Source organism: Gordonia ajococcus (assembly GCF_012974285.1).
GTDB classification, from domain to species: domain Bacteria; phylum Actinomycetota; class Actinomycetes; order Mycobacteriales; family Mycobacteriaceae; genus Gordonia; species Gordonia amicalis.
Genome location: NZ_CP052884.1, coordinates 4767854 through 4790552, shown reverse-complemented (window position 1 = coordinate 4790552; position 22699 = coordinate 4767854). Strand labels below are relative to the sequence as shown.

At 65.6% G+C, this 22699-nt stretch carries 22 protein-coding genes; 10 read left to right on the top strand and 12 right to left on the bottom strand.

What is annotated here, in order from left to right; all coding sequences use genetic code 11:
* Nucleotides 1-24: 24 nt before the first annotated feature.
* Nucleotides 25-771: an SDR family NAD(P)-dependent oxidoreductase gene (locus tag GAA2_RS21575; RefSeq protein WP_159405728.1), complete on the top strand. Its 747-nt coding sequence runs from the start codon at nucleotides 25-27 to the stop codon at nucleotides 769-771.
* A 111-nt stretch (nucleotides 772-882) separates the two neighbouring features.
* Here the strand turns inward: GAA2_RS21575 and GAA2_RS21570 are convergent, their stop codons facing one another.
* Nucleotides 883-1590 carry a histidine phosphatase family protein gene (locus tag GAA2_RS21570; RefSeq protein WP_159405727.1) on the bottom strand — a complete coding sequence of 236 codons (708 nt, stop codon included), beginning with the start codon at nucleotides 1588-1590 and terminating at the stop codon, nucleotides 883-885.
* 133 nt (nucleotides 1591-1723) lie between these two features.
* Here GAA2_RS21570 and GAA2_RS21565 point away from each other — a divergent pair, with 133 nt between their 5' ends.
* A complete protein-coding gene (locus GAA2_RS21565) occupies nucleotides 1724-2140 on the top strand; it encodes a VOC family protein (protein ID WP_159405726.1) in 417 nt (138 codons plus the stop codon).
* A gap of 71 nt (nucleotides 2141-2211) precedes the next feature.
* Here GAA2_RS21565 and GAA2_RS21560 read toward each other — a convergent pair whose 3' ends face one another.
* The 3 genes from GAA2_RS21560 to GAA2_RS21550 form a co-directional block, all read right to left on the bottom strand.
* Nucleotides 2212-2589, bottom strand: coding sequence for a winged helix-turn-helix transcriptional regulator (locus tag GAA2_RS21560; protein ID WP_236577698.1), 378 nt, complete (start codon nucleotides 2587-2589; stop codon nucleotides 2212-2214).
* Between the two features lie 50 nt (nucleotides 2590-2639).
* The gene (locus GAA2_RS21555) at nucleotides 2640-3656 is read right to left on the bottom strand and encodes a DUF6670 family protein (protein WP_159405724.1); all 1017 of its coding nucleotides are present in this window, start codon (nucleotides 3654-3656) and stop codon (nucleotides 2640-2642) included.
* A gap of 270 nt (nucleotides 3657-3926) precedes the next feature.
* A complete protein-coding gene (locus GAA2_RS21550) occupies nucleotides 3927-4988 on the bottom strand; it encodes a sigma-70 family RNA polymerase sigma factor (protein WP_024499437.1) in 1062 nt (353 codons plus the stop codon).
* 672 nt (nucleotides 4989-5660) lie between these two features.
* Between GAA2_RS21550 and GAA2_RS21545 the strand changes: the two genes are divergently transcribed.
* Nucleotides 5661-6824, top strand: coding sequence for an ROK family transcriptional regulator (locus GAA2_RS21545; protein WP_024499438.1), 1164 nt, complete (start codon nucleotides 5661-5663; stop codon nucleotides 6822-6824).
* A 168-nt stretch (nucleotides 6825-6992) separates the two neighbouring features.
* On the opposite strand, the gene GAA2_RS21540 is transcribed toward GAA2_RS21545, so the two are convergent.
* Both GAA2_RS21540 and GAA2_RS21535 read right to left on the bottom strand, forming a co-directional pair.
* On the bottom strand, nucleotides 6993-7838 hold the full coding sequence (locus tag GAA2_RS21540; RefSeq protein WP_024499439.1) for an ABC transporter permease: 846 nt from the start codon (nucleotides 7836-7838) through the stop codon (nucleotides 6993-6995).
* Nucleotides 7838-8854 carry an ATP-binding cassette domain-containing protein gene (locus GAA2_RS21535; protein ID WP_159405723.1) on the bottom strand — a complete coding sequence of 339 codons (1017 nt, stop codon included), beginning with the start codon at nucleotides 8852-8854 and terminating at the stop codon, nucleotides 7838-7840. Before GAA2_RS21535 ends, GAA2_RS21540 begins: the two co-directional genes overlap by 1 nt.
* Before the next feature lie 285 nt (nucleotides 8855-9139).
* On the opposite strand from GAA2_RS21535, the gene GAA2_RS21530 reads away from it, so the two are divergent.
* The 4 genes from GAA2_RS21530 to GAA2_RS21515 are packed head-to-tail and all read left to right on the top strand — an operon-like array spanning nucleotide 9140 to nucleotide 12190.
* Nucleotides 9140-9541, top strand: a complete 402-nt coding sequence (locus tag GAA2_RS21530; RefSeq protein WP_024499441.1) for a molybdopterin-binding protein — start codon at nucleotides 9140-9142, stop codon at nucleotides 9539-9541.
* A complete protein-coding gene (gene modA / locus GAA2_RS21525) occupies nucleotides 9538-10287 on the top strand; it encodes a molybdate ABC transporter substrate-binding protein (RefSeq protein WP_024499442.1) in 750 nt (249 codons plus the stop codon). The genes GAA2_RS21530 and modA overlap by 4 nt, the downstream gene beginning before the upstream one ends.
* Nucleotides 10288-10322: 35 nt before the next feature.
* Nucleotides 10323-11099 (top strand): ABC transporter permease, encoded by a 777-nt coding sequence (locus GAA2_RS21520; protein ID WP_024499443.1) that lies wholly within the window; start codon nucleotides 10323-10325, stop codon nucleotides 11097-11099.
* Nucleotides 11096-12190: a sulfate/molybdate ABC transporter ATP-binding protein gene (locus GAA2_RS21515; RefSeq protein WP_024499444.1), complete on the top strand. Its 1095-nt coding sequence runs from the start codon at nucleotides 11096-11098 to the stop codon at nucleotides 12188-12190. Before GAA2_RS21520 ends, GAA2_RS21515 begins: the two co-directional genes overlap by 4 nt.
* Before the next feature lie 800 nt (nucleotides 12191-12990).
* Here GAA2_RS21515 and GAA2_RS21510 read toward each other — a convergent pair.
* From GAA2_RS21510 to GAA2_RS21490, 5 genes are all read right to left on the bottom strand, one after another.
* Nucleotides 12991-13563 carry an acetyltransferase gene (locus GAA2_RS21510; protein WP_236577697.1) on the bottom strand — a complete coding sequence of 191 codons (573 nt, stop codon included), beginning with the start codon at nucleotides 13561-13563 and terminating at the stop codon, nucleotides 12991-12993.
* A 189-nt stretch (nucleotides 13564-13752) separates the two neighbouring features.
* Nucleotides 13753-14784 (bottom strand): hypothetical protein, encoded by a 1032-nt coding sequence (locus tag GAA2_RS21505; RefSeq protein ID WP_236577696.1) that lies wholly within the window; start codon nucleotides 14782-14784, stop codon nucleotides 13753-13755.
* A 136-nt stretch (nucleotides 14785-14920) separates the two neighbouring features.
* Entirely contained in the window at nucleotides 14921-15316 is a 396-nt protein-coding gene (locus GAA2_RS21500; RefSeq protein ID WP_024499446.1) for a hypothetical protein, read from the bottom strand.
* Nucleotides 15317-15475: 159 nt separating this feature from the next.
* Nucleotides 15476-16435: an adenylate/guanylate cyclase domain-containing protein gene (locus GAA2_RS21495; protein WP_096274806.1), complete on the bottom strand. Its 960-nt coding sequence runs from the start codon at nucleotides 16433-16435 to the stop codon at nucleotides 15476-15478.
* 87 nt (nucleotides 16436-16522) lie between these two features.
* Nucleotides 16523-17692 (bottom strand): TetR/AcrR family transcriptional regulator, encoded by a 1170-nt coding sequence (locus GAA2_RS21490; RefSeq protein WP_035760660.1) that lies wholly within the window; start codon nucleotides 17690-17692, stop codon nucleotides 16523-16525.
* Between the two features lie 129 nt (nucleotides 17693-17821).
* Between GAA2_RS21490 and GAA2_RS21485 the strand changes: the two genes are divergently transcribed.
* Nucleotides 17822-19033, top strand: coding sequence for an acetyl-CoA C-acetyltransferase (locus GAA2_RS21485; RefSeq protein ID WP_096274805.1), 1212 nt, complete (start codon nucleotides 17822-17824; stop codon nucleotides 19031-19033).
* A 39-nt stretch (nucleotides 19034-19072) separates the two neighbouring features.
* Complete coding sequence (locus GAA2_RS21480; RefSeq protein ID WP_096274804.1) at nucleotides 19073-21247, top strand: 3-hydroxyacyl-CoA dehydrogenase NAD-binding domain-containing protein; 2175 nt, start codon at nucleotides 19073-19075, stop codon at nucleotides 21245-21247.
* Nucleotides 21248-21424: 177 nt separating this feature from the next.
* On the opposite strand, the gene GAA2_RS21475 is transcribed toward GAA2_RS21480, so the two are convergent.
* Nucleotides 21425-22099, bottom strand: a complete 675-nt coding sequence (locus tag GAA2_RS21475; protein ID WP_096274803.1) for a slipin family protein — start codon at nucleotides 22097-22099, stop codon at nucleotides 21425-21427.
* 383 nt (nucleotides 22100-22482) lie between these two features.
* Between GAA2_RS21475 and GAA2_RS21470 the strand changes: the two genes are divergently transcribed.
* Nucleotides 22483-22662 carry a type IV toxin-antitoxin system AbiEi family antitoxin domain-containing protein gene (locus tag GAA2_RS21470; protein ID WP_096274802.1) on the top strand — a complete coding sequence of 60 codons (180 nt, stop codon included), beginning with the start codon at nucleotides 22483-22485 and terminating at the stop codon, nucleotides 22660-22662.
* Nucleotides 22663-22699 lie beyond the last annotated feature (37 nt).

The following is a 22699-nucleotide window of genomic DNA, read 5'->3' as shown; positions in this document are numbered from 1 at the left end:
CAGTCGGAATACGGGGACAAGTGCATGAGTGAAGTGTCGAAGAACCGGTCCGCGTTGGTCACCGGCGCGTCCCGTGGCATCGGAGCGTCGATCGCCGAGCGGTTCGCCGCGGACGGTTGGGACCTGACGATCAGTGCCCGAGGCCGGGAAGCGTTGGAGAAGAAGGCGGCCGAGCTCCGCGAGCACGGTGCCGGCCGGGTGGAGGTCGTCCCGGCCGACATGACCGATGCCGAAGCGATCGCCGCGCTCGGTGCCGCCCACGCCGACGCCTTCGGTCGGTGCGATGCGTTGATCATCAACGCGGGCATGGGCTCCAAGGGCGCGGTGGCGGATATGCCGGTCAAGCGTTTCGATCGTCTGTACGAGGTCAACGTGCGGGCGCCGTACATCCTGCTGCAGTCGGTGCTGCCGACCCTGCGGGCCACCGCGGCATCCGCCGGCGCCGCGAAAGTCATTGCGGTCGCGTCGATCACCGGCGTCTACCCGGAGCCCGAACTCTCCGCCTACGGCGCGACCAAGGCTGCGTTGATCTCGCTGTGCGAGACGTTCAACCTGGAGGAGTCGGAGAACGGTGTGAGCGCGACGACGATCGCGCCGGGTTACGTTGCCACCGACATGACCGACTGGCTCAAGGACCGCATCTCCAAGGACGAGATGATCACGGCCGCTGATGTTGCCGTCGTCGCACATTCGGTCACCCAGCTGTCGCGGTACGCAGTGCTGCCGAACGTGGTGCTCACGCGTCCGGGCACGAATCTGCATCGGGCCTAGCAGGCGTCGAACACAACGAGGAGCCGTGTCGAACGCCCCTGTCGCGGGGGTGATCTCGGCACGGCTCCTCGTTGTGCGCGGTTGCTCGACGCGCCCACCATGCCGCTGGACTCAGCGGAAGGTCGAGATACCGCCCTCACGGTCGGAGAGGTGGCCGTGCTCGTTGAACGACACCACCGTCACGCCTTGCCTGCCGACGATCAGTTTCGTGATCGACGCATTGACCATCGAGCGCGCCATCGTCGGCCACTGCTCGTCCGGGATGCCCCAGAGCTGCGCGATCCACTGCGTGATGGTGCCCGCGGAGGACACCACCAGGAGCGTCTGGCCTGATCCGGCACGTTCTTTGGCGCGAGTGGCGGCGTCGTGCACGCGTGCCTGGAACTGCGGGTAACTCTCGGCCGGGCCGCCGTCGGGTCCCGGTGTCGGTTCGTGGTCGCCGGCCGCGATCCAGGCCGCGAGGCCCTTGTCCAGATGCTGCTGGTAGTTGCGGCCGTCGCGGTACATCTCCGGGGATGCGTGTCCCACGAGCGCCGGAAGTGAGTACTCGTTCCAGCCGGGATCCACCTTCGCGTCCGGTCGTGCTTCGAAAGCGCCGAGCACTCCGCTGAGGGTCTGGCTCTGCCGCGGTAGGTCACCACTCACGGCCGCCGTGAATCCGTCGATCTGCCCCGACAGGAATGCGCCGGAGACCGCTGCTTGCGTGTCGCCGGTCGCGGTGAGTCCGCCGGGGCCGTTCCGCAGGTCGTCCGTGGCGTCGGATACGCCGTACGCCAACGCATTAGCCTGACCGTGCCGCACGAGATAGATGACGCCCATGACTGCACACTATTAGACCGCGATGAGTTCCCTTGCGCGGGCTGGTCTGTATTGGGTGAGGCCCTGCCCCGGCCGGCCGATTCGTCGGCGTGGACGGGCGGGGTGGAGTCCCGATCTCGACTGGAGGCCGCCCGTGGCACCGATGCTTTTCGTCAATCTGCCGGTGGCCGACGTGGCGCGGTCACGTCGGTTCTTCGGCGCGCTGGGCTTCCGGTTCGACGAGGTGTTCTGCGATCAGGCCACCGCGTGCATGACGATCAACGACGCCGCGATGGTGATCCTGATGCAGCACCGACGGTTCGAGGGGTTCGCGGCCGGGAGCATCGCCGACCCCACCCACGGGCGAGAGGCGCTCGTCTCGTTCTCCGCCGACAGCAGGGAACACGCCGACCAGCTCGCAGGCGCGGCGCTCGCCGCGGGCGGCGCACCGCTGCGCGACCCCGAGGACTTCGGGTTCATGTACTGCTGCAGCTTCTGCGATCCGGACGGCCATGCCTGGGAGGTGGTCTGGATGGACCCCTCCCAGTTGCCCCAGGATCCCGACGGATGATCGGGGCGTCGATCCTTCAGACGCTGCACTGACCGTGATGCAGTACTGCCCTGGCCGGCACCGAGGGCCGCTCAGGCCGGCTCGCTGTGGTGCGAGTCGTCCGGGTCGGCCCCGAGGGCGGCGGCCCACTCGTTCGACCACGTGAACAGCGGCTCGAGGGCAAGGTAGAGGGACTTGCCCAGCGGTGTGAGCGAGTAGGCCGAGCTTGCCTCGTCACGGTGCACGACCTTGGCCTCCACCAATTCATGGAGGCGTAGGGACAGCACGCTTTTCGACATGTTCGAAGCCCGGCGTCGTAGTTCGCTGAAGCCAAGGGGCTCCTTGCTGAGCTCACACACGATCCGGAGGGTCCATCGTCGTCCGAGCAGGTCGAACGACGCCATGATCGGTCGGCCGGTGTCGGAGCCACGCACCGGACGGCCGGGTTGAGGTGGGTGTGCCGCGCTCACGTGCGCAAGCATACGCAGCGCGGCACCACCACCCGGTGTTCAGCGGTTCGTCACGTCGCCCGCACGTTGACGTACTCGGAGTACCCTCGGGTCCGGATGGTCCGCCCATCGATGTCGACATCGGCCATGTATCCCCAGATGTAGCCGCGACCGACGCCATACCGCGGTTCGGTGTCGTAGGTGCCCGTGACGGTGAGACGATCACGAACACCGAACCGGAATCTCCTCGGAAGAAGCATGCGGTGCCCTCCCTGGTCCACCCGCGGCTGCTCCTCGTAGTCGAGAACCTCGTAGAAGGTCCTGTCTGTGGAGACGTTGTTGACCCGCCAATCGCCTGCGCTGGTTGTCGTGCGGTGTTGTACGAGATCGCCGACTCGTTCGGCGAGCATGCCGACGCGACAGAACAGGATCTGCGCATCATCCGGGAGGCTGACGACGTGGTAGGTGAAGAAGTCGACGGGCAGTTTCCGTGTCGCCGGTAGCAGCCGGTCGCGCAGGGCATACGGGCCGACACAGCGCGCGTACTCGATGTTGCCCTGACCGGAGACCGTGAGGGTCGAATCGTCGGTGCGGATGACGCCGGTGAAATCGCCCAGGAGACTCAGGTGGTGGTAGGGGAGGCCTTGGACGAACCATGTTGCGCGGTCGGCCATCGCGAAGCGTAGCTCGGTGTATAGGCCGGGGATGTCGATCACCACCGAGAACTCCGGGTACCGACCGGAGATGGTCACCAGCGAGCCGAACCGTAGGTCGTCGCCGTCTGCGCCGAGGTGGCATTCCCGGCTCATCGACAACGACTTGTACTGTGCGGCAACGGCGGTCGAAACGGACACGGTGACGGTGTCCCGTGGGCTCGTCGCGACGACCTCGTCGACGTCGAAGGCGCTCTGTCCCGGCATCCCGGCCATGATCATCACGCTGAGATAGCGGTGAGGCGATGGGAGGTCGGGAATCATGACGCCGTAGTGCGTCCAGCCGAACCTGCGCTCTCCGACGTGCGGACGCAGTAGGTAGTCGGGATCGTGCGGCTTCGTCGATGTCCGCGCTCCCCGCTCGGCGAAAGACATCACCACTCTCCGAGTCGCGGACAGTGCGAGCCCCCGTGCCGGAGCGCTCTCAACCTCAGACAACACCATGTTTCCCCCTCATCTTTCCGGCTGGACGAGGACACGCTAACCGAAGTGGTTCGGAAACAGAACCCCTTGTCGGTGAGTGGGCACGCGAGTGCGGGCGGCCTATCCAGCGCGTGGAGGGTCTCACCTGCGGTTATCGACCCCGCACCGCAGGGAGAAATTTCTGTGACCGATGGTCACATACAACTGGGGTGGCGGGTGGCGTCAGTGCCAGGGGTTCGGCGCGGTGCGAGCCGGGGCGTCGTACGGCGTAGGGGGGAGGCCGAACCTCGCGAAGTCGGCTTCCATGGTGTCGCTGAAGAACGCCACCACGTAGCCGACCTTCTTCGTCGCCGGATCGATGTCGAGGACCTGGAGCTGAAACGGTCGGTGGACGCCGTCGGGTTCGCGCATGTACAGACCGAACGCGGGCTGCCCGTTGGCGACGGTGGGGAGCAGGATCTGATCGCCGGGCTTCTCCGCCGGGCAGTTCTTGCTGATGAGTGTCCCGATCGCCTCCGGGCCCTGGTACCAGCCGGTGAACGGCGGCATCTCCCAGATCGCCTTGTCGGTGAACATCTCGGCGATCGCGTCGACGTCGTAGCGCTCGAAAGCCGACACATAGCGTGCGAGGAGTTCCCGCTTGGCGTCGTCGTCGAGGACCGAGGAGTCCGAACTCGCGGAGTCGGCCTGCGGCCGCGCGGTCTTCAGTTGCTCACGGGCACGCTGCAGAAGGCTGTTGACGGTTGCGGTGGTGACGCCGATGGTGTCCGCGACCTCGGCGGCGCGCCACTGCAGGACGTCGCGCAAGATCAGCACGGCGCGCTGGCGTTCGGGGAGATGCTGGAGGGCGGCGATGAACGCCAGCCGCACCGATTCGCGTGCGCCGACGACGTAGGCCGGGTCCGCGTCGTCGCCGGGGGTGATCTCGTCGACGGTGCCGGCAAACGGCTCGAGCCAGGGCACCTCGTGGTTCTGGAGGAGGTCGTCGGTCGGGTCGAAGGCATCGCCGCCGAGGCCGGACGGGAGCGGTCGGCGCTGCGAACTCTGTAGTGCCGTGAGGCACGTGTTGGTGGCGATCTTGTGCAGCCAGGTCCGCACCGAGGAGCGGTGGTCGAACTTGGCGTATCCGCGCCACGCGCGCAGGAATGTCTCCTGGGCCAGGTCCTCCGCGTCGTGATGCGAGCCCAGCATCCGATAGCAGTGGGCGACGATCTCACGACGGAACGGTTCGGCGACCTCCAGGAAATCGGCGTCGGAAACGGACTCACCCGCGGTTGTGGTCATGCTCACAATTTACCGTCGATCACCGACACGCTCGACTCGGAAGAGACAAGGCGACCTCGGTCCGCTTGGAAGGCGACCCAGGTCGGATGGGCACCGGGTCAGGATTTGGAATCACGCTGAGCGCAACCCGCGCGAATCATCGTCGGCGGGGCTATCTTCGCCGGTGAACGCGTATGCCCGTAGGTTGCCAAACCTCCGTCACCTGGCGGAACGGGCTTGCCGCGGCGGGGTGGGCGTTGCTAGCTTGATCCGCATGACGAGTGTCGACCGCAGGCTGTCGGAGGTCACCTATGTGACCACCGCGCTGGGCTGCCGTCTGCCGCTCGCTCGTGTTCTCTGTTGTTGTCGTCGAATGCGCTGAGCCGACACCTCGTCCGGGGTGTCGCTCCAAGTCTCTTCATCCGAGCACTTCAGCCACTCCGCCCCGCCGTCTGAGCGCGGGGATTTTCGACGAGGACAATCATGACCGCAACCCTTCCCGAGATCTCCACTCGCACCCTGCGCACCTCCCCCACACCGCTGACGCGTCGGCCTGCGTCCCGGCCGGTGCGCCGTGGTCCGCAGGTGAGCCGCCAACCCGTACCGTTGTCATCCGTACCTTCGTCGGTCCCGTCGTCCCGAATCCCGGGACCGATCGCTGACCGACGAGGATTCGGGAAGGGGGATCAGCGGGTGCACGTTGCGACGCCTCGCCTCGAGCTGTCGAACAAGCCGGCCGCTCTCGTCCTCCGGGCCGCTCGCCTGGCCGGCCCGCTGTTCCGCGATGATGCCGCCGAACGCACCGGCCTGAGCATCTCGACGGTCAACCGCCAGGTCAGTGCATTGCTGAAGGCCGGTCTGATCCGCGAGCGCGCGGACCTCGCCCCGTCGGGAGCCATCGGACGCCCGCGCCTGCCCTTCGAGGTCAACCTCGCCGAGTTCCTCACCCTCGGTATCCACATCGGTTACAAGGTCACCTCGATCACCACCCACGACCTGCTGCATCGCGTGGTCGGTGCCATCCAGATACCGACGCCGGTGGCCGACACGCCCGAGCAGACCCTCGCCGCGATCGGCGTGAGCGCACGCCGCTTCGCCGAACGCTGGACCGGAAAGCGAGTGCTCTGGGTCGGCGTCGCACTCGGTGGCCGGGTCGCCGAGGGCGGCATCGTGGATCATCCCCGCCTGGGCTGGGAGGGTGCACCCGTCGGGCGTGTCATCGCCGAGGCCGTGGGTCTGCCGGTCTCGGTCGCGTCGCACGTCGAGGCGATGGCGGCCGCCGAGCTGGTCCTCAACCCCGACGACGAGCAGTCGAGCTTCCTGTACTTCTACGCTCGCGAAATGCTGGGCATCGCCTTCAGCGTCGGCGGCACCGTCCACACCCCCACCGCGGGACCTCCGGTGATCGGTCACTTCCCGACCGGCGCCACCAAGCTCCTCGACCCGCAGCACACGGGTCGTCTCGAACCGGCGGTAAGTGATACCGGCATCGTCGAAGCTGCTCAGGCGCTGGGTCTTTCGGTGACCGATGTCGAGGGTCTGCACGTTCTCGCCCGTGCGGGTGACGCAACCGCGCGCGCTCTCCTCGAAGAGCGTGCCGAGGTCCTGGGCCGCACTGTCGGTCTCATCGCCGACATCTTCAACCCAGACCACATCATCCTCGGTGGTCAGGCGTTCACCGACTACCCGGCCAGCCTGCCGACGGTGGCCCGCGCCGTTCGCGAGACCTCGATCGTCACCAAACGCGATGTGCGGGTATCGCATTCGGGAGCCACGGTGCAGCAGCAGGCGGCCGGTGCGGTCTCGCTGGACGCGATCTACAGCGACCCGCTGCAGGCGATCGCGTTGACCGCCTGAACGGGCCGCTGTAGTCCCCTCGATACGCTCGCAAGCTCGCTACTCGGGGAGCGTGGTGTGGCTCGCAAGCTCGCTACTCGGGGAGCGTGGTGTGGCTCGCGAGCTCGGTACTCGGGGAGCGTGTTGTGGCTCGCTACTCGGGGAGCGTGGGCCGGTTGCCTGCTCCGCTCAGTCGATGGTGCGCTTGTTGTACGCACGCAGGGCGAACGGTGCGAAGATCAGGGTCAGCGCGACCGCCCAGACGATGGTCGAGATGACCGGGTACTGAAGCGGCAGTGCCGAACCCGGACCGAACTCCGGACCGTTGCCCCACAGCACACGCAAGGCCTGTACCAGTGACGACATCGGATTCCATTCGGCGATCGTCCTGAGCCACGTGGGCATCGGGTCGGTCGGGACGAACGCGTTCGACAGGAACGTGATCGGGAACAGCGTCGAGAACATGAAGCCGTTGACCGCCTCCACGGTTCGCAGCCACGATCCGATGAGGATGCCGAACCAGATCATCGCGAATCCGAACAGCAACAGCATGGCGTACGCGAGAACGGCCTCGACGAAGGAGCCGCGGATTCGCCAGCCGATCGCGAGCCCGGTCAACGACATCACCACGATGCCGATGGAACTGTGCAGGACGCTCGCGATGCTACGGCCGATCAGCACCGACGACCGGCGTATGGGTAGTGACCGGAAGCGGTCGATGATGCCCTTCTCCAGATCCGCGGTGATTCCGGACGCAACGATGAATGCGGTGAACACGATGGTCTGACCCATGATGCCCGGCAGCAGGAATTCTTTGTAAGAAGCGCTGTCGGTCTGGATCGACGCCCCGAACACGTAGGCGAACAGCACCACGAACATGATCGGCTGGATCGTGACGTCGGAGAGCATCTCCGGCATCCGCCTGGTGTGGATCATGTTGCGTTTGACCATGATCCAGGACTGTTGCCACAGGGTGGTCGGATGGACGCGCGATGTGCTCGCGACCACCGCGTCCTTCTCTGCAGTGGTGGTCATCAGACGATCTCCTCGTCGGTGGTGGTGGTGGTGTCCTCGGCTCGGTGGCCGGTCAAGGACAGGAAGACGTCGTCGAGGCTCGGGCGTGCGAGACCGAAATCGTCGACGGCGATCCCACTTTCCTCGAACCAGGCGGCGACACGGGGGAGGTCCCCGAGGCCGCCGGAGGCGGTGGTGAGTCGACGTGCCGGTACGTCGACGAACACCTCCGCACCGTTCTTGCGCAGCAAAGCCTCGGCAGCCGGGAGATCGTCGCCGTGGGACACGGTCAGCACGAGGCTGGCCGAGCCGGCCTGCTCCTTGAGCTGCAGCGGTGTGCCGTGCGCGATGATCCTGCCCTTGTCGATGACGACGATGTCGTCGGCGAGCTGATCGGCCTCTTCGAGGTACTGGGTGGTCAGCAGGAGTGTGGTCCCGTCGGAGACGAGGTCCCGCAACACATCCCACAGCTCCGAGCGGCTCCGCGGGTCGAGGCCGGTGGTCGGCTCGTCGAGGAACAGCACAGGTGGGGCCGCGAGGAGACTGACCGCGAGGTCGAGCCGGCGGCGCATGCCACCGGAATACGACTTGACCTGCTTGTTGCCGGCCTCGCTGAGTGAGAACTGCTCCAGGAGCTCGTCGGAGCGACGAGCCAGGGTCTTACGACCGATGCCGTACAACCCGCCGATCATGCGCAGGTTCTCACGTCCGGTGAGGATCTCGTCGACGGTCGCGGCCTGGCCGGTGAGGCCCATGTTCTGCCGGACCATGCCGGGCTGTTCGATGACGTCGAAGCCGGCGATGCGAGCGGTCCCGCTCGTCGGCGGTGACAGGGTGGTCATCATGCGGACGGTGGTGGTCTTGCCGGCGCCGTTGGGGCCGAGCAGGCCGAGGACGGAGCCGCGCGGGACCGTGAAACTGACACCGTCGACCGCGGTGAAATCGCCGAAGCGTTTGACCAGGTCGATGGCCTCGATCGCGACGTCGGGCGTCGTGACATCGCCGGGTGCGACGGCGGGAACTGTGACTGAGTTCATAACTCTCCACGGTATCGATGGGGTCTGACAGGGGCGAACGATTTTTCGGTGTCTCCGGGTGCGCATGGGGGACATCTCAGGGGCACATCGGGGAACGCCGACGTTCCTCGACAGGACAGACCGGGAACCCCCACGGAACTCATCGGTCCGACGGCCCGGACTCCGACGGCCGAAGTGGGATTCACGCTAGGACCTCAAGTCGGCTTGAAGTCAATAGCGGACGTACCTCCGCAATTGCGGATTCAAGGTGCCATTTGTCACGCAGATACGGATACGATAACTCGCGTGACCGCGATACGGATCAAGGACGCCGCAGCATTGCTCGGCGTCAGCGACGACACGATCCGACGATGGATCGCGTCCGGGGTGCTCGAGCAATCCGACGACGGGCCGGTGGCGACCGTCGACGGAGCGCGCCTCGCGCAGCTCGCGCGCGAGCGTGCCGTGGCGCCGGACGACGGTGCGCCCGTCGCGCGGTCGGCACGCAATCGGTTCACCGGGCTTGTCACCGAGGTCCTGATGGACGGTGTGATGGCTCAGGTCACCTTGCAGTGCGGGCCGTTCGAGGTGACGTCGCTGATGAGCGCGCAGTCGGCACGCGAGTTGGAGCTCGCGCCGGGGTCGGTGGCCACCGCGATCGTCAAGTCGACGAACGTCATCGTCGAAACGAGCAGGGAGAACCGATGAGAAGGCTCGCAGTCGCTGCCGCGGTCGCCGTGATTCTGTGTGCGGCGGGGTGTTCGTCGGACGACGGCAGCGATTCGGGCACCGTGACTCTGGACGTGTCCGCAGCGGCGTCGCTGAAGAAGACCTTCACCACGATCGCCGACGAGTTCGAGAAGCAGCACGACGGCGTCACTGTGCGACTTTCGTTCGACGGCTCGTCGACCCTGGTCAATCAGATCAAGCAGGGTGCGCCGGCGGACGTCTTCGCCAGCGCGGACGAGAAGAACATGTCGAAACTCGGTGACCTGGCGGTCGACCCCGAGATCTTCGCGACCAACACACTCGTGATCGTCACCGCCGCCGGAAATCCACAGGACATCGCGACATTGGCCGATCTCAACAAGCCGGGGGTGACGACGGTCGCCTGCCAGTCCGCTCAGCCGTGTGGGGCCGCAACCGAGCTGGTGGAGAAGAACACCGGGATCACCATCGACGCGGCATCGGAGGAGCAGTCGGTGAGCGCGGTACTCACGAAGGTGACGACCGGGCAAGCCGATGCCGGGGTCGTGTACGTGACCGATGCGAAGGCGGCCGGCGACAAGGTGGCAACCGTGACCGATCCGGCGTTTGCGGAAGTGGTCAACTCCTATCCCATTGCGACGCTGAAGGATGCCGCGGACGGTGACCTGGGGACGGAGTTCGTCCAACTCGTTCTGGGTGCTGACGGACAGCGCATCTTGACCGAAGCCGGCTTCGGCGCGCCGTGACTCCACCCCGCTTCGCTCGACGGGGCCCGGCCGGATTGCCGGCTTGGGCGTATGGATTTGCCGCGGTCGGAGTCGCGCTGATCGTCGTGCCGCCCCTGGCGCTGCTGTTCCGCTCGCCCTGGGACTCCTTCGTGAATCAGGTGACGTCTCCGTCTTCGCTTGACGCGCTGCGACTCTCGCTGATCACCGCAGCGATCAGCACCGTCATCTGTCTCGTGGTGGGCGTGCCTATGGCGGTGATCTTCGCGCGCCACGACGGTCTGCTCGTGCGCGTGTTACGGGCGCTGGTGCTCCTGCCGCTGGTGCTGCCGCCGGTGGTGGGCGGTCTGGCTCTGCTGTACACGTTCGGGCGCCTCGGGATCGTCGGGGAACATCTGCACGACGCCGGGATCGACATCGCCTTCACCACCGCCGCGGTCGTGCTGGCGCAGACCTTCGTCGCTTTGCCGTTCCTGGTCATCAGCGTCGAAGGTGCTGTCCGCGTGGTGGGTACGAGGTACGAGGAGGTCGCCGCGACGCTCGGTGCCGGACCGACCCGCACGTTGTGGCGGGTGACCCTGCCGTTGGTGGCGCCGTCGTTGCTCGCCGGGCTGGTGCTGGCGTTCGCGCGGGCGCTCGGCGAGTTCGGCGCGACGATCACGTTCGCGGGCAACGCGCCGGGCGTCACGCAGACCGCGCCGCTGGCGATCTACGTGTCCTCCGTCAACGACCCCCAGGCCGCGATCCCGTTGTCGCTCATTCTGGTTGTGATCTCGCTGGTCGTCGTCGTGGGTGTGCACAGCCGGCGGCGCCGGACTGGGGGTGCGCTGTGAGCGACGCGGATCTGGCGCTGTCCATCGACCAGGAGGTTCCGCCGCTGCGGGTCGAGCATCGCTTTGCTGCGAGCCGGACGACGGCTGTCGTCGGACCGAACGGTGCAGGGAAGACGACGATGCTGCGAGTGATCGCGGGGCTGCTGCGTGGGGACGGCACGACACGGATCTCCCTGGGTGACGAGGTGTTTCGCGACGGTCGCGTGTTCGTCCCACCTCACCGTCGGGGCGTCGCCCTGCTGTCCCAGGACGCGCGGCTCTTTCCGCACCTGACCGTCGCGGAGAACGTGGCGTTCGCGCCGTCGGCGCAGCGGATGTCGCGTGCCGAGGTGCGCGAACGAGTGGCGCGGTGGCTGGCGGCTGCAGAGGTCGCCGACCTCGCCGGTCGTAAGCCCGATGAATTGTCCGGCGGCCAGGCTCAGCGGGTGGCGATCGCTCGGGCGCTGGCCGCCGAACCACGAATACTGTTGTTGGATGAACCATTCCGAGCGCTCGACGTCGACGTGGCGAGTCGGTTGAGAGCCTTGTTGCGAGGGTTGCTCGCCGATCACGGGCGTACGACGATCATGGTGACCCACGATCCGGTGGATGCTCTCGGACTGGCCGAGGACATCGTCGTGCTGGACCAGGGGAGAATCGTCGAATCCGGTTCCACGCGAGAGGTGTTGACCAATCCAGGGAGTCGATTCAGCGCTTCGCTGTCGGGGATCAATCTGTTCGTGGGGCGGATAGGTGAGGCCGATGCCGTTGTCGACGATCGGGGTAATGCGGTGGTCGGGACTCCCGGGGACGACGCGCCGGCTGATGGATTCGCGGCCGAAACACCTGCCGCCGCGACGTTCTCACCGCGTGCGGTCGCCGTCTATCTCGATGCCCCGCACGGAAGTCCGCGTACCGCGCTGCAGGCGACGGTCCGTGACGTGGTGCCGCGAGGCGACCACGCGGTGGTGAACACCGACGTCGCCGATCAGGTTGTCGCCGCAGAGGTCACGTGGGCAGCTGTCGCGGAGCTGGGATTGGTCACTGGACTCGACGTCGTACTGGTGGTCAAGGCGAGCGAAGTGCGCGTCAGCGCGGTCGCCGAGCGGTAGCACTCCCAGACCTCATTTCGACAGGCAGACGTCGATCGAAGTCCAGGAGTCGAGTTGAGGTCTGCCAGTGTCGAACAGCTGTACTCCGAGTGTGGAAGGCCGGCGGTCATTTCGTGCTCATCCCCATATCGCGACGCCACATAGGAAGCCAAGCGTAAGGGTCGTCGTCGACGGCAGGCACACCATGCAGATCGTTAGGTAGTCGCGAGCGTTCGCTATGGCTTCGGAGAAAACCTGTGAGGCAGAGCGCGAGTAAGGCGCAGGGTATGGATGTCGATGCCTACCCTTGAAATGGTCCTTCATCAGTCGCACCCTGCGGCGAGCAGCTTGGCGGTACCACAGTGGTTCACGGTTGCATGTCCGATGTCAGAGATCACTTCTTCACCAGTCAAGACGTCAGGAGGTCGCCGAAGTAGAGTCCGACGAGGAATGCGGTCCACGAGGGAGCGCAGATCAGCGCATTCTTGAACTGGTCGGTCACCGCGATCGCGTTGTCATGAGGACGACGGTTCGACCTATGCCGCGGAGCGCCGGCGTGACGTCGCTTCATACCTCGGGTCACCTGTCCTATCGATTCAGAACTGCTGGAAGGTTGCAGCGCTGGCCACACTGCCGATGGCTGCGCCGAGCTCGGTCCAATTCGATCGAGGCCGTTTGATCGGATCGAGCCCTCCCTACCGGAGCTGTCGAGGAAGAAGACGTTTGTCAGGTCGATGTCACGTACCCAAGCACCAATCCGATGCAGAAGGTCAGGAGCGGGTACGTGACGAACATGGACAGCTTCCCGCTGAAATAGGTGCTCAGCTGTCGCCACTTGTCGGTGTTGAAATCTTCGTCAACCACAGATCTTCCATTTCTCTGATTTCTGATTCGATTGTTTCCCAAACGGGCACAGGAGCTGTGGCCGTGAAGATCGCAAGGGCAGACTGTCCAGTCGAAGTCAGATAGGCCAGCTGCGATCGGCGAACGTGCAGATTCAAGCCGTCAGCGACGTACCCGCCGTAGTCGGCGCAAAGGTAGCCGTTCCGGCCGACTGTGTGGTCGACGACCGTAGCCCCTGGGAGCGCCTGAATATCGAGAGTTGTATCGATCGTCGACAGGCGGATCGGATCGATGTCGCCAAGAGTGAAATATTGAATCACAGTGTTCGAGACGAACGTGGGCGGCGGAGTTTCGGAACGAAGAAGCACGCGACTCGCCATTGCGCTGTGCGCGACGTCGGTCTCCATGTCGTACCACGCAGGGGGTGGAACGAAATCCAAGCTGACCGACGACGCCCTGAGCTCGGCCGTCGCCGCGAAGTTCGCGATTGCGTACTCGAGGGCTGCGATCACGCGTTTGCCGTCCCTGCATTCATCAGCTTGATAACGCACCCCCACACAGCAGCCCCAGGAAGAAGGTCAGGCCAGACGGGATACATGCCAGTGGTGTCCAGAACATGAAGCTCGTCGTACTGTCGGACAGGCTCGTGGACAGCCGTCGCGGGCGGTCGCGTTGAGTCTGTGCTTTCCATGGCGGCAATGAGTCAGGGTCTCGCTTGCCGGAGTCAGTGTGTTTCGCCATCAATCGAACCAACCTTTCACGAACTTCACTGCGTCGGCGCCGGCCTTGCTGCCGATGGCGGCGCCGATCCCAGCTCCGATAGCGGTGCCAACGGGACCGGCGAACGAGCCCACCACGGCTCCCGCTGCAGCTCCCCCGATCGCCCCACCGCCGACAGCCCCGACGACGGCGGCAGCAGCGTCGCCGCCATCCTGCTCGTCGCGATCGTACTTGCTCCACTCGTCGTAGACCGTGACACCCAAGCCGAGAAAAAAGGAACCTTTTGCCATCGTCTTGCCCAGAGAGCTCATACGCGCGACATCGTCCGCACTCATCCCTGCCTGACCCACAGACCGCCTCGACCTGCGATAAGCCTCAGCGATGTCTTCACCGCGTCGCTGTATCGCAGAGATCGCTGCTGTCGCAGCTGGGCCGGATAAGTCACCCGTAAGTCCGAGGGCGTTCTTAATGTATTCGACCCGCGACGGATCGAGCCCGTCTGTCTTACCAGCCTTGAGGTTCTCGAGCTGTTGAGGCGTAAGCGCCATCATGCGTTCAAAACGTCCGCGTTGCTCCGGGGTCGCTGTGCCTGCCATCACCGCTTTGGCGTCGCTCTCCGCGAGTCCCGGGTCGACGACTCCGCGGTTGCTTGCAATGGAAGCTGGTGTCATCCCGCCGATTTCGCCAAGTGCACCGTTGATTGCATCCCGCGTGGCGGTCACCGTATCGTCCGCAACTGTCGCGAGGCCCGAGAGCGCGGACTGGTGTTCGAAGGCTTCGCCGGCGTCGTACTCGGCGCCATCCGGCGCCCGGGCCGGATCGAAGTTCACTGCGTACCCGCGGCTTCCGCGGTCAAGGATGTAGCCCCTGCTGTCGGCCAGGGTGGTTCGACTCTCGAGCGCAGTGATTGCGTTGCGAATGTTGGTTGCCCCGTTCTGCAGGACCTCTGCGAGGTCACCGAATTCGTCGGCGGTGTTCCTGATCCATCGGGTGAGGCTCTCAGCCCTGGTGTCGGCGGCACCGCGGGCGTTGCCTTGCCAGTCCGACAGCATCAGGTTGAGAACCGGGTTACCGGCTTCGGCGCTTCGACCTCCAGATGGGCCTGCAATCGAACGACGCCGAACGCGATCTGCGCCATGACCTCGGGCTTCCACGAGGTCACCTCGTTGTAACTCGGTGGCATAGGGCTTACTGCACCGACAACAGAACGCTGAGCGGAACGACGTGGTGTGTCTGGTCGCCTTGACGAGTGGGGTAGGGGACTGCGTCCCTGATCCGGCCCGCACTCTGATCGTCTGTGGCAACGGTGGTTTCCTTGGCGTCGAGCACCATTTCGGAGCATGCGGACACCGCGCCGGACAGGTGAGCCAGCGACGAGGCGATATCGTGATCGGCGCTGGCTGCGACCACGGACATGTCACTCGTTGCACCCTTGAAGTTGCCGGCCAGTTCACCGAAGGTCGAAGACGTCCCTTCGAGGCCCGCGTACGACGTTAACTCGAGCGCCATCAGCCGTGATGCGCAGTTCGCGACGTCCGTTGCAGCGGTATCGAGTGCTGCTGGATCGACAACCAAGTCCGACACAAATCCCCCGTTGATATCGCAAACAACCATAGATGTATTGGTGCCAGGGTAGATCGGCAGGGGCAGAGTCGCAGATCGCTGTCCACAACCCAGGGCCGGACCTCATTCCCGACTGCCAGATCTCGATCGAAGTCTGCCGGTCGAACTGACGTCTGCTGGTCAGTCGTTCAGGGGGCCGTCGCGATGTGCTTCGAGGACGCGGGCCTTGAGGTGCTTGTAACCCCGGACCCGCAGTGAGGGCATCGATTTGAGATAGAACCGGTCGTCGGCGCTGATCTCGTCGGCGATGGTGTCGTCGATGAGAGTTGTTCCCGGACGGGCGGACCCGGCCAGGCGGGACGCGATGTTGACGGGTTCACCGAAGACGTCGCCGAGTCGGGTCAGCACGGGTCCGCGTGCGAGTCCGACGCGGAGCGGTGGCAGGTGATCGTTCTCGGACAACTCGTGGATGCGGATGGCCGCAGCGGCGGCAGCATGCGCGTCCTCGAACGTGAACATCACCGCGTCGCCCAGCGTCTTGACGACGCGACCGCCGTGATCGACGACGACGTCGAACGTGTCGTCCTCGAACGAACCGAGGAGAGCCTCGAGGTCGGTCAGGTCGATCCGCCGCGAGAGGCTCGTGTAACCGACTATGTCGGCGAACCCGACGATCAGGTCGAACTGTTCATCCGCCGAATGCTCCACGTGACGTTCGAGGGCGAGCGCCATGTGGCGTCGCCAGATCAGCTGCTGGACCTGACCCAGTGCCGCGCTCATCTGGTCGAGATCCCACGGGGTGTCCGGGTCGTCGGCGATCTCCCGGAGCTGATCGGCCTGCCAATCGGCCAGCCGGGACATCGTCTGGCCGATCGCCCGCGCCATCGCGATCTGCGTGGCCTCGGGCATGGCGCCCGACGACGCGGCGAACACGCGCAACGCGGCGACGTCGCTCTCGGTGGCGACTTTGTCATCGGTGGATCGGCGCACGAAACCGAACGCATTCCAGGCTTTTTCGGCGAACTCGGGTTTGATGCCCAACTGTGCGATCAGCTCGTCGCGCGTGTAGCGGGGCTCGTTGACATCGGCGACGGACGGTCCGCGGTCGTCTCCGGCGAGGGAGCGTGAGTCTTCCGGCATGGAGACAGTGTCTCGCACTGTGCGGCCGGGGGAGGCTCATTGGGTGCAGGATGCGCCTGCGCAACCCGACGCCATGGGTCCGGCGGGTCAGATGGCGAGCACGCCCTTCATGAGATACGCCATCCGCGCGGCGAATTGGGGGCTCTGGGCTCCCCGACGCATCCGCACCGCGTCGTTGACGATCGACAGTGCCGCGTGGACGGCCACCGCGCCCTGGTCGCGCTTGAGTGACGGGTCCACCTCGACGAGCAGATCGGTCCACCGCGCGACGTAACGCCGCTGAATGTCCAGCAGGTCGGTCGCGCTGGGTTGCCCGGCGAGCACCGACGAGTTGTTGAAGCTGACCGAGAGGTCGGGCGTGCTGGTGATGACGTCGACGTAGGAATCAACGAGTGCGGCCAAGAGTTTCGCCGGGTCGTTGGTTGCGCCGTATGCCGCCATCACCCCGGCCTCAAGGCGGGCGCCACTGCGGTGACCGATGGCCACCAGGATCGCCATCTTCGACGGAAAGTGTTTGTACACACTGGGTCCCGCGATGCCGACGGCGCCCCCGATCTCGTCGACGCCGACATCGGAATAACCGCGATCGGCGAACAGTGCGGCCGCGGCGTCGAGGATCTCGTCGCGGCGTGACCGCGTGACACCGGTGACGACCGGTGTCGTGTCGAGTGGCGGCGCGGTCGACGGACTCAGCGCCAGCAGGCGTCGGACCAGCTTCTCGATCTCTTCGCGGGCACGAACGCTGGACATCCGGGTGTGATGGACGGTCAGGCTGCCGCTGACACTCAGGATCGCCCACGCGAGCTGGACCGCCTCGCGTTCGGTCAGGTCGTCGCGTCCGGTGAGGATCGCGGCCGCCCACTGCCCGATCACCTCGCGGGTGCGGAGCGCGACCTGCTTGTTCTGGTCGACGGTCAGGTAGTTGCTCGTCCAACGCCAGAGCGATGCCGTCTGCGGACTCTTGACCGCGAGCGCGCACACCGTCGAGATCAGCGTCGCAGCGTCGTTCCCGTGCCTGAGGGCGCGATCGGTGCAGTCCTCGAGGTCGTCGACGCCGGCGAGGACGGCCTGCTCGAGAAGGGACTGCTTGTCGTCGAAATGCCTGTACACCGACGGTGCGGTGACCCCGGCTGCGCGGGCGATATCGGCCACCGACACCTGTGCGTAGCCACGCTGGACGAAGAGCGCCGCCGCGGAATCGACGAGCTGTCGCTTGCGGTCGGCGCCCTTGGTGCGGGTTGTTTTACGGTCAGGCATGGTGAACAGACCATAGCGCACATTCACCGATGAGCGAGAGTCGTTGACCATGGGGTATAGCCAAATAAGTGATTCCGCGTTAGCCTCGGTGGGTAACCAACTGGTGGTTCGTGTGAAAGGAACACTTTCGTGCCTGATCAAGCATTCATCTACGAGGCGATCCGTACGCCTCGTGGCAAGCAGCGCGGCGGTGCGCTGCACAGCGTCAAGCCGGTCGACCTGGTCTCGGGTCTGATCGACGAGCTCCTGGCCCGCCACGGCGGTCTCGATCCCGCCGATGTCAACGACGTCATCCTCGGTGTCGTCTCGCCGGTCGGCGAGCAGGGAGCGGTCATCGCACGCACCGCGGCCCTCAACAGCGGCCTCCCCGAGAGCGTCCCCGGTACTCAGGTCAACCGCTTCTGCGCCTCCGGCCTGGAAGCCACCAACCTCGCCGCGGCCAAGGTCGCCTCAGGCTTCGACGACCTGGTCATCGCCGGTGGTGTCGAGTCGATGTCGCGCGTCCCGATGGGCAGCGACGGCGGAGCGCTCTTCACCGACCCCGCGACCGCCTACGACCACTACATCGTCCCCCAGGGCATCGGTGCCGACCTCATCGCCACCATGGAGGGATTCTCGCGCGAGGATATCGACGGGTACGCCGCCGAGTCGCAGGCTCGTGCTGAGAAGGCCTGGGCGAGTGGCTACTTCGCCAAGTCCGTGGTGCCCGTCAAGGACATCAACGGCGTCACCATCCTCGACCACGACGAGCACCGTCGTCCGGGCTCGACCGTCGAGAGCCTCGGCAAGCTGAAGCCCGCCTTCGCCGCCCTCGCGGACATGGCCGGCTTCGACGACGTCGCGCTGATGAAGTACCCGAGCGTCGAGAAGATCAACCACGTCCACACCGGTGGCAACAGCTCCGGCATCGTCGACGGTTCGGGCCTCGTGCTCGTCGGCAGCGAGGCGGCCGGCAAGCGCAACGGCCTCACCCCGCGTGCTCGCGTCGTCTCCTTCGCCGAGGTCGGCAGCGAGCCCACCATCATGCTCACCGGCCCGACCCCGGCCACCGAGCTGGCACTGAAGAAGGCCGGCCTGACCATCGACGACATCGACGTCTTCGAGCTGAACGAGGCCTTCGCGTCGGTCGTCATGAAGTGGATGAAGGATCTGAAGGTCCCGCACGAGAAGGTCAACATCAACGGTGGCGCGATCGCCATGGGGCACCCGCTCGGTGCCACCGGCGCGATGATCTACGGCACCTGCCTCGACGAGCTCGAGCGCACCGGCGGCCGCTACGGCCTGATCACTCTTTGTATCGGTGGCGGCATGGGCGTCGCGACCATCATCGAGCGTCTCTGACCCCCTCCCACTTCACGAGAAAGAACTCTGCGAAACACCATGAGTGACAACATGATCAACTGGGAGAAGGACGCCGATGGCGTCGTCATCCTGACCATGGACGACCCCAACCAGGGCGCCAACACCATGAACGCGCTGTACCAGGAGTCGATGGCTGCGACCGTCGATCGCCTGGAGGCGGAGAAGGACGACATCACCGGTGTCGTCCTGACCTCGGCGAAGAAGACCTTCTTCGCCGGCGGCGACCTCAAGGACATGACGAGCGACCGCTCGGACGTCTCCAAGGCCGAGATCGCCACCCAGATCACCGAGACCACCAACGGCATGAAGAAGGTGCTGCGTCGTCTGGAGACCCTGGGCAAGCCCGTCGTCGCGGCCATCAACGGAGCCGCGCTCGGTGGCGGCCTGGAGATCGCGCTGCACACCCACTACCGCATCGCCGCGGACGTCAAGGGTGTCCAGATCGGTCTGCCCGAGGTCACGCTCGGCCTGCTCCCCGGTGGCGGTGGCGTCGTCCGCACCGTCCGCCTGCTCGGTATCCAGAACGCCCTCATGGGCGTCCTGCTCCAGGGCCAGCGCTTCAACGCGACCAAGGCCAAGGAGACCGGTCTGGTCGACGAGGTCGTCGGCTCCATCGAGGAACTGATCCCCGCCGCCAAGGCATGGATCAAGGAGAACCCCGAGGCTCAGCAGCCGTTCGACGTCAAGGGCTACAAGATCCCGGGCGGTGCTCCCACCAACCCGGCTTTCGCCGCGAACCTCCCGGCGCTGCCGGCTCTGCTCCGCAAGCAGCTCAAGGGCGCGAACATGCCGGCGCCGCCGGCCATCCTGGCCGCAGCGGTCGAGGGTGCCTACGTCGACGTCGACACCGCCGACATCATCGAGACCCGCTACTTCGTCTCGCTGGTCACCGGCCAGGTCGCACAGAACATGATCAAGGCGTTCTTCTTCGACCTGCAGCACATCAACGGTGGCGGCTCGCGTCCCGAGGGCTACGAGAAGTTCACCGCCAAGAAGGTCGGCGTCATCGGCGCCGGAATGATGGGTGCCGCAATCGCTTACGTGTCGGCCAAGGCCGGCATGGAGGTCGTCCTCAAGGACATCGACCTCGAAGCTGCCAAGCGCGGTAAGGGTTACTCGGAGAAGCTCGAGGCGAAGGCCGTCGCCAAGGGCAAGACCACGCAGGAGAAGAGCGACGCGCTCCTCGCCCGCATCCACCCGACCGTCGACGCCGCCGACTTCAAGGGCGTGGACCTCGTCATCGAGGCCGCCTTCGAGTCGGTCGAGGTGAAGCACAAGGTGTTCCAGGAGATCGAGGACATCGTCGAGCCCGACGCCGTGCTGGGCTCCAACACCTCGACCCTGCCGATCACCATCCTCGCCGAGGGTGTGAAGCGTTCCGAGGACTTCATCGGAATCCACTTCTTCTCGCCGGTCGACAAGATGCCGCTGGTCGAGATCATCAAGGGTGAGAAGACCTCGGATGCGGTGCTGGCCAAGGTCATCGACTACACGCTGCAGATCCGCAAGACCCCGATCGTGGTGAACGACAGCCGTGGCTTCTTCACCAGCCGCGTCATCGGCACCTTCGTCAACGAGGCCATCGCGGCCGTCGGCGAAGGCATCGAGCCGGCGTTCATCGAGCATGCGGGCACCCAGGCCGGTTACCCGGCCGCGCCGCTGCAGCTCATGGACGAGCTGACCCTGACCCTGCCGCAGAAGATCCGCAAGGAGACCGAGGCAGCGCTCAAGGCCGAGGGCAAGGAAGTTCCGCAGCACGGCTCGAACGCCGTCGTCGACTGGATGGTCGAGAACGGCCGCACCGCCAAGAAGGACGGCAAGGGCTTCTACGACTACGACGAGAACGGCAAGCGCACCCAGCTCTGGCCGGGTCTGCGTGAGCAGTTCAAGTCGGGCACCACGGAGATCCCGCTCGAGGACATGAAGGAGCGCATGCTCTTCGCCGAGGCCCTCGAGACCGTGAAGTGCTTCGACGAAGGAGTTCTCACCTCCGTTCCGGACGCCAACATCGGCTCGATCTTCGGTATCGGCTTCCCCGCGTGGACCGGTGGTGTCATCCAGTACATCAACGGGTACGAGGGTGGCCTGCAGGGCTTCGTCGATCGCGCACGCGACCTCGCCTCGAAGTACGGCAAGCACTTCGAGCCGCCGGCCTCGCTGGTCGAGAAGGCCGCGAAGGGCGAGAAGTACTGACGCTTCGAGGCTCGTCGCTACCGCTCCTCGCACCTCAGGGAGCGGGTAGCTGATCTCTCACGCAGGAGCCCCGGCCGGATTCATTCCGGCCGGGGCTCTTGGTTTTCCCCCGCGTACAGGCTTCCGTCCCGCCAATTGAGCTCAATAAGCGGGACGGAAACGCCTCCGCGCGAAGGCTCAATCCTCCGAGGGCACCTCGGTACCGCCGACGCTGAGCACGACGCGGGCGCCGTAGGGTACCGCCTCGATGAGCCGCAGTTGCGCCAGTGCCGGATGGGCGTCGAGCAGACGGCCCGCATTCGCGAGTGCCCGCAGGGATGCCGTCTCGGCCCGGGCTGCCTCGAGCTTCGCCAGGCCGCGGGTCCTGGCGGTGATCACCTCGAGTGCGGCACTGCGGATCTCGGACGGCACGATGATGTCCCGAATGGCGACATCGAGCACCTCGACACCGACGGTGGCGGCGACCTCGGCGGCGGCCGCACGGATGGGACCGACGTCGACGGCATCGCCGCGTCGGATCAGATCCTCCGACGGGACGTTGGCGCAGACCCGGCGCAGCGCGATCTGCGCGGCCAGGTAGACCGCGCCGATCGGGTCGGCCGCCCGCTCGACGAACGCCCGTGCATCGATCACGCGGGCGCGCAACGACATCGACACCCGGATCGAGATCGAGTCCGAGGTGAGGATCTCCTGCGGCGCAACGGGAATAAGTCGGTCGCGCAGGTCGACGGTCACCGTCGAGTCGGGCTTGGGGATCTGGTGACGGCCGGTTCCCAGGGACTGGACCTCGGTACCCCGGTAGGCCAGCACCGTATGACCCGGTGGGACGGTGATCTCGTTGTAGAAAATCATGGCGATCCTCCTTTCCGTTGCGTCGCAATGTTTGTCGGGACGTATGTGGTTGTATTGGCGACACCGCTCGCGGGCGGGCCGACCGGTGGGATCGTGCTCCGTCGATTCGCGTACGACTCACCGTGACGACCACAGGACCGGCCGAACCCGTGATCCCGGGAGCGGTGCCGTGATCAGGACTCGAACCTGAATGGGTTGAAAAGACCCTTTGCCATCAAGTAGACGCGAGGATTCCGACGCGCAGGGACGCGTCGCGGTATCCCGCTCCGGCCTGCTGGTCCTCGTGCCGAACGGGAACTATGCCAGTGGGGAGACGCAGGGGCAACGGATTATTCGGTGGGCTGGTGGGGAACCGTTCGACGCCGTGATGCGTCTAAGTGCGCATGACCCTCATACCGGCAGACCGAAGCGGTCTGATCGCACGCGACGATGCGCTGCGCGCAGGTTTCACCGATCAGGACCTCGACCACGCGGTGTCGCAGAACCACCTTGTGCAATTGGGGCCGGGGATCTTCGCTCTCGCGTACGGATACCTGCTGTGGTCGCGGAACGCGGACCGATGAATGAAAGATCCTTACGCGGAGCCGTTTCCCTCCCGCT

Bases quoted from the DNA above. Each gene is read 5' to 3' on its own strand.
- GAA2_RS21575 (WP_159405728.1), top strand. From the start codon at position 25: ATGAGTGAAGTGTCGAAGAACCGGTCCGCGTTGGTCACCGGCGCGTCC.
- GAA2_RS21570 (WP_159405727.1), bottom strand. From the start codon at position 1,590: ATGGGCGTCATCTATCTCGTGCGGCACGGTCAGGCTAATGCGTTGGCG.
- GAA2_RS21555 (WP_159405724.1), bottom strand. From the start codon at position 3,656: ATGTCTTTCGCCGAGCGGGGAGCGCGGACATCGACGAAGCCGCACGAT.
- GAA2_RS21550 (WP_024499437.1), bottom strand. From the start codon at position 4,988: ATGACCACAACCGCGGGTGAGTCCGTTTCCGACGCCGATTTCCTGGAG.
- GAA2_RS21540 (WP_024499439.1), bottom strand. From the start codon at position 7,838: ATGACCACCACTGCAGAGAAGGACGCGGTGGTCGCGAGCACATCGCGC.
- GAA2_RS21535 (WP_159405723.1), bottom strand. From the start codon at position 8,854: ATGAACTCAGTCACAGTTCCCGCCGTCGCACCCGGCGATGTCACGACG.
- modA (WP_024499442.1), top strand. From the start codon at position 9,538: ATGAGAAGGCTCGCAGTCGCTGCCGCGGTCGCCGTGATTCTGTGTGCG.
- GAA2_RS21505 (WP_236577696.1), bottom strand. From the start codon at position 14,784: ATGCTGTCGGACTGGCAAGGCAACGCCCGCGGTGCCGCCGACACCAGG.
- GAA2_RS21495 (WP_096274806.1), bottom strand. From the start codon at position 16,435: ATGCCGGAAGACTCACGCTCCCTCGCCGGAGACGACCGCGGACCGTCC.
- GAA2_RS21490 (WP_035760660.1), bottom strand. From the start codon at position 17,692: ATGCCTGACCGTAAAACAACCCGCACCAAGGGCGCCGACCGCAAGCGA.
- GAA2_RS21480 (WP_096274804.1), top strand. From the start codon at position 19,073: ATGAGTGACAACATGATCAACTGGGAGAAGGACGCCGATGGCGTCGTC.
- GAA2_RS21475 (WP_096274803.1), bottom strand. From the start codon at position 22,099: ATGATTTTCTACAACGAGATCACCGTCCCACCGGGTCATACGGTGCTG.
- GAA2_RS21470 (WP_096274802.1), top strand. From the start codon at position 22,483: ATGACCCTCATACCGGCAGACCGAAGCGGTCTGATCGCACGCGACGAT.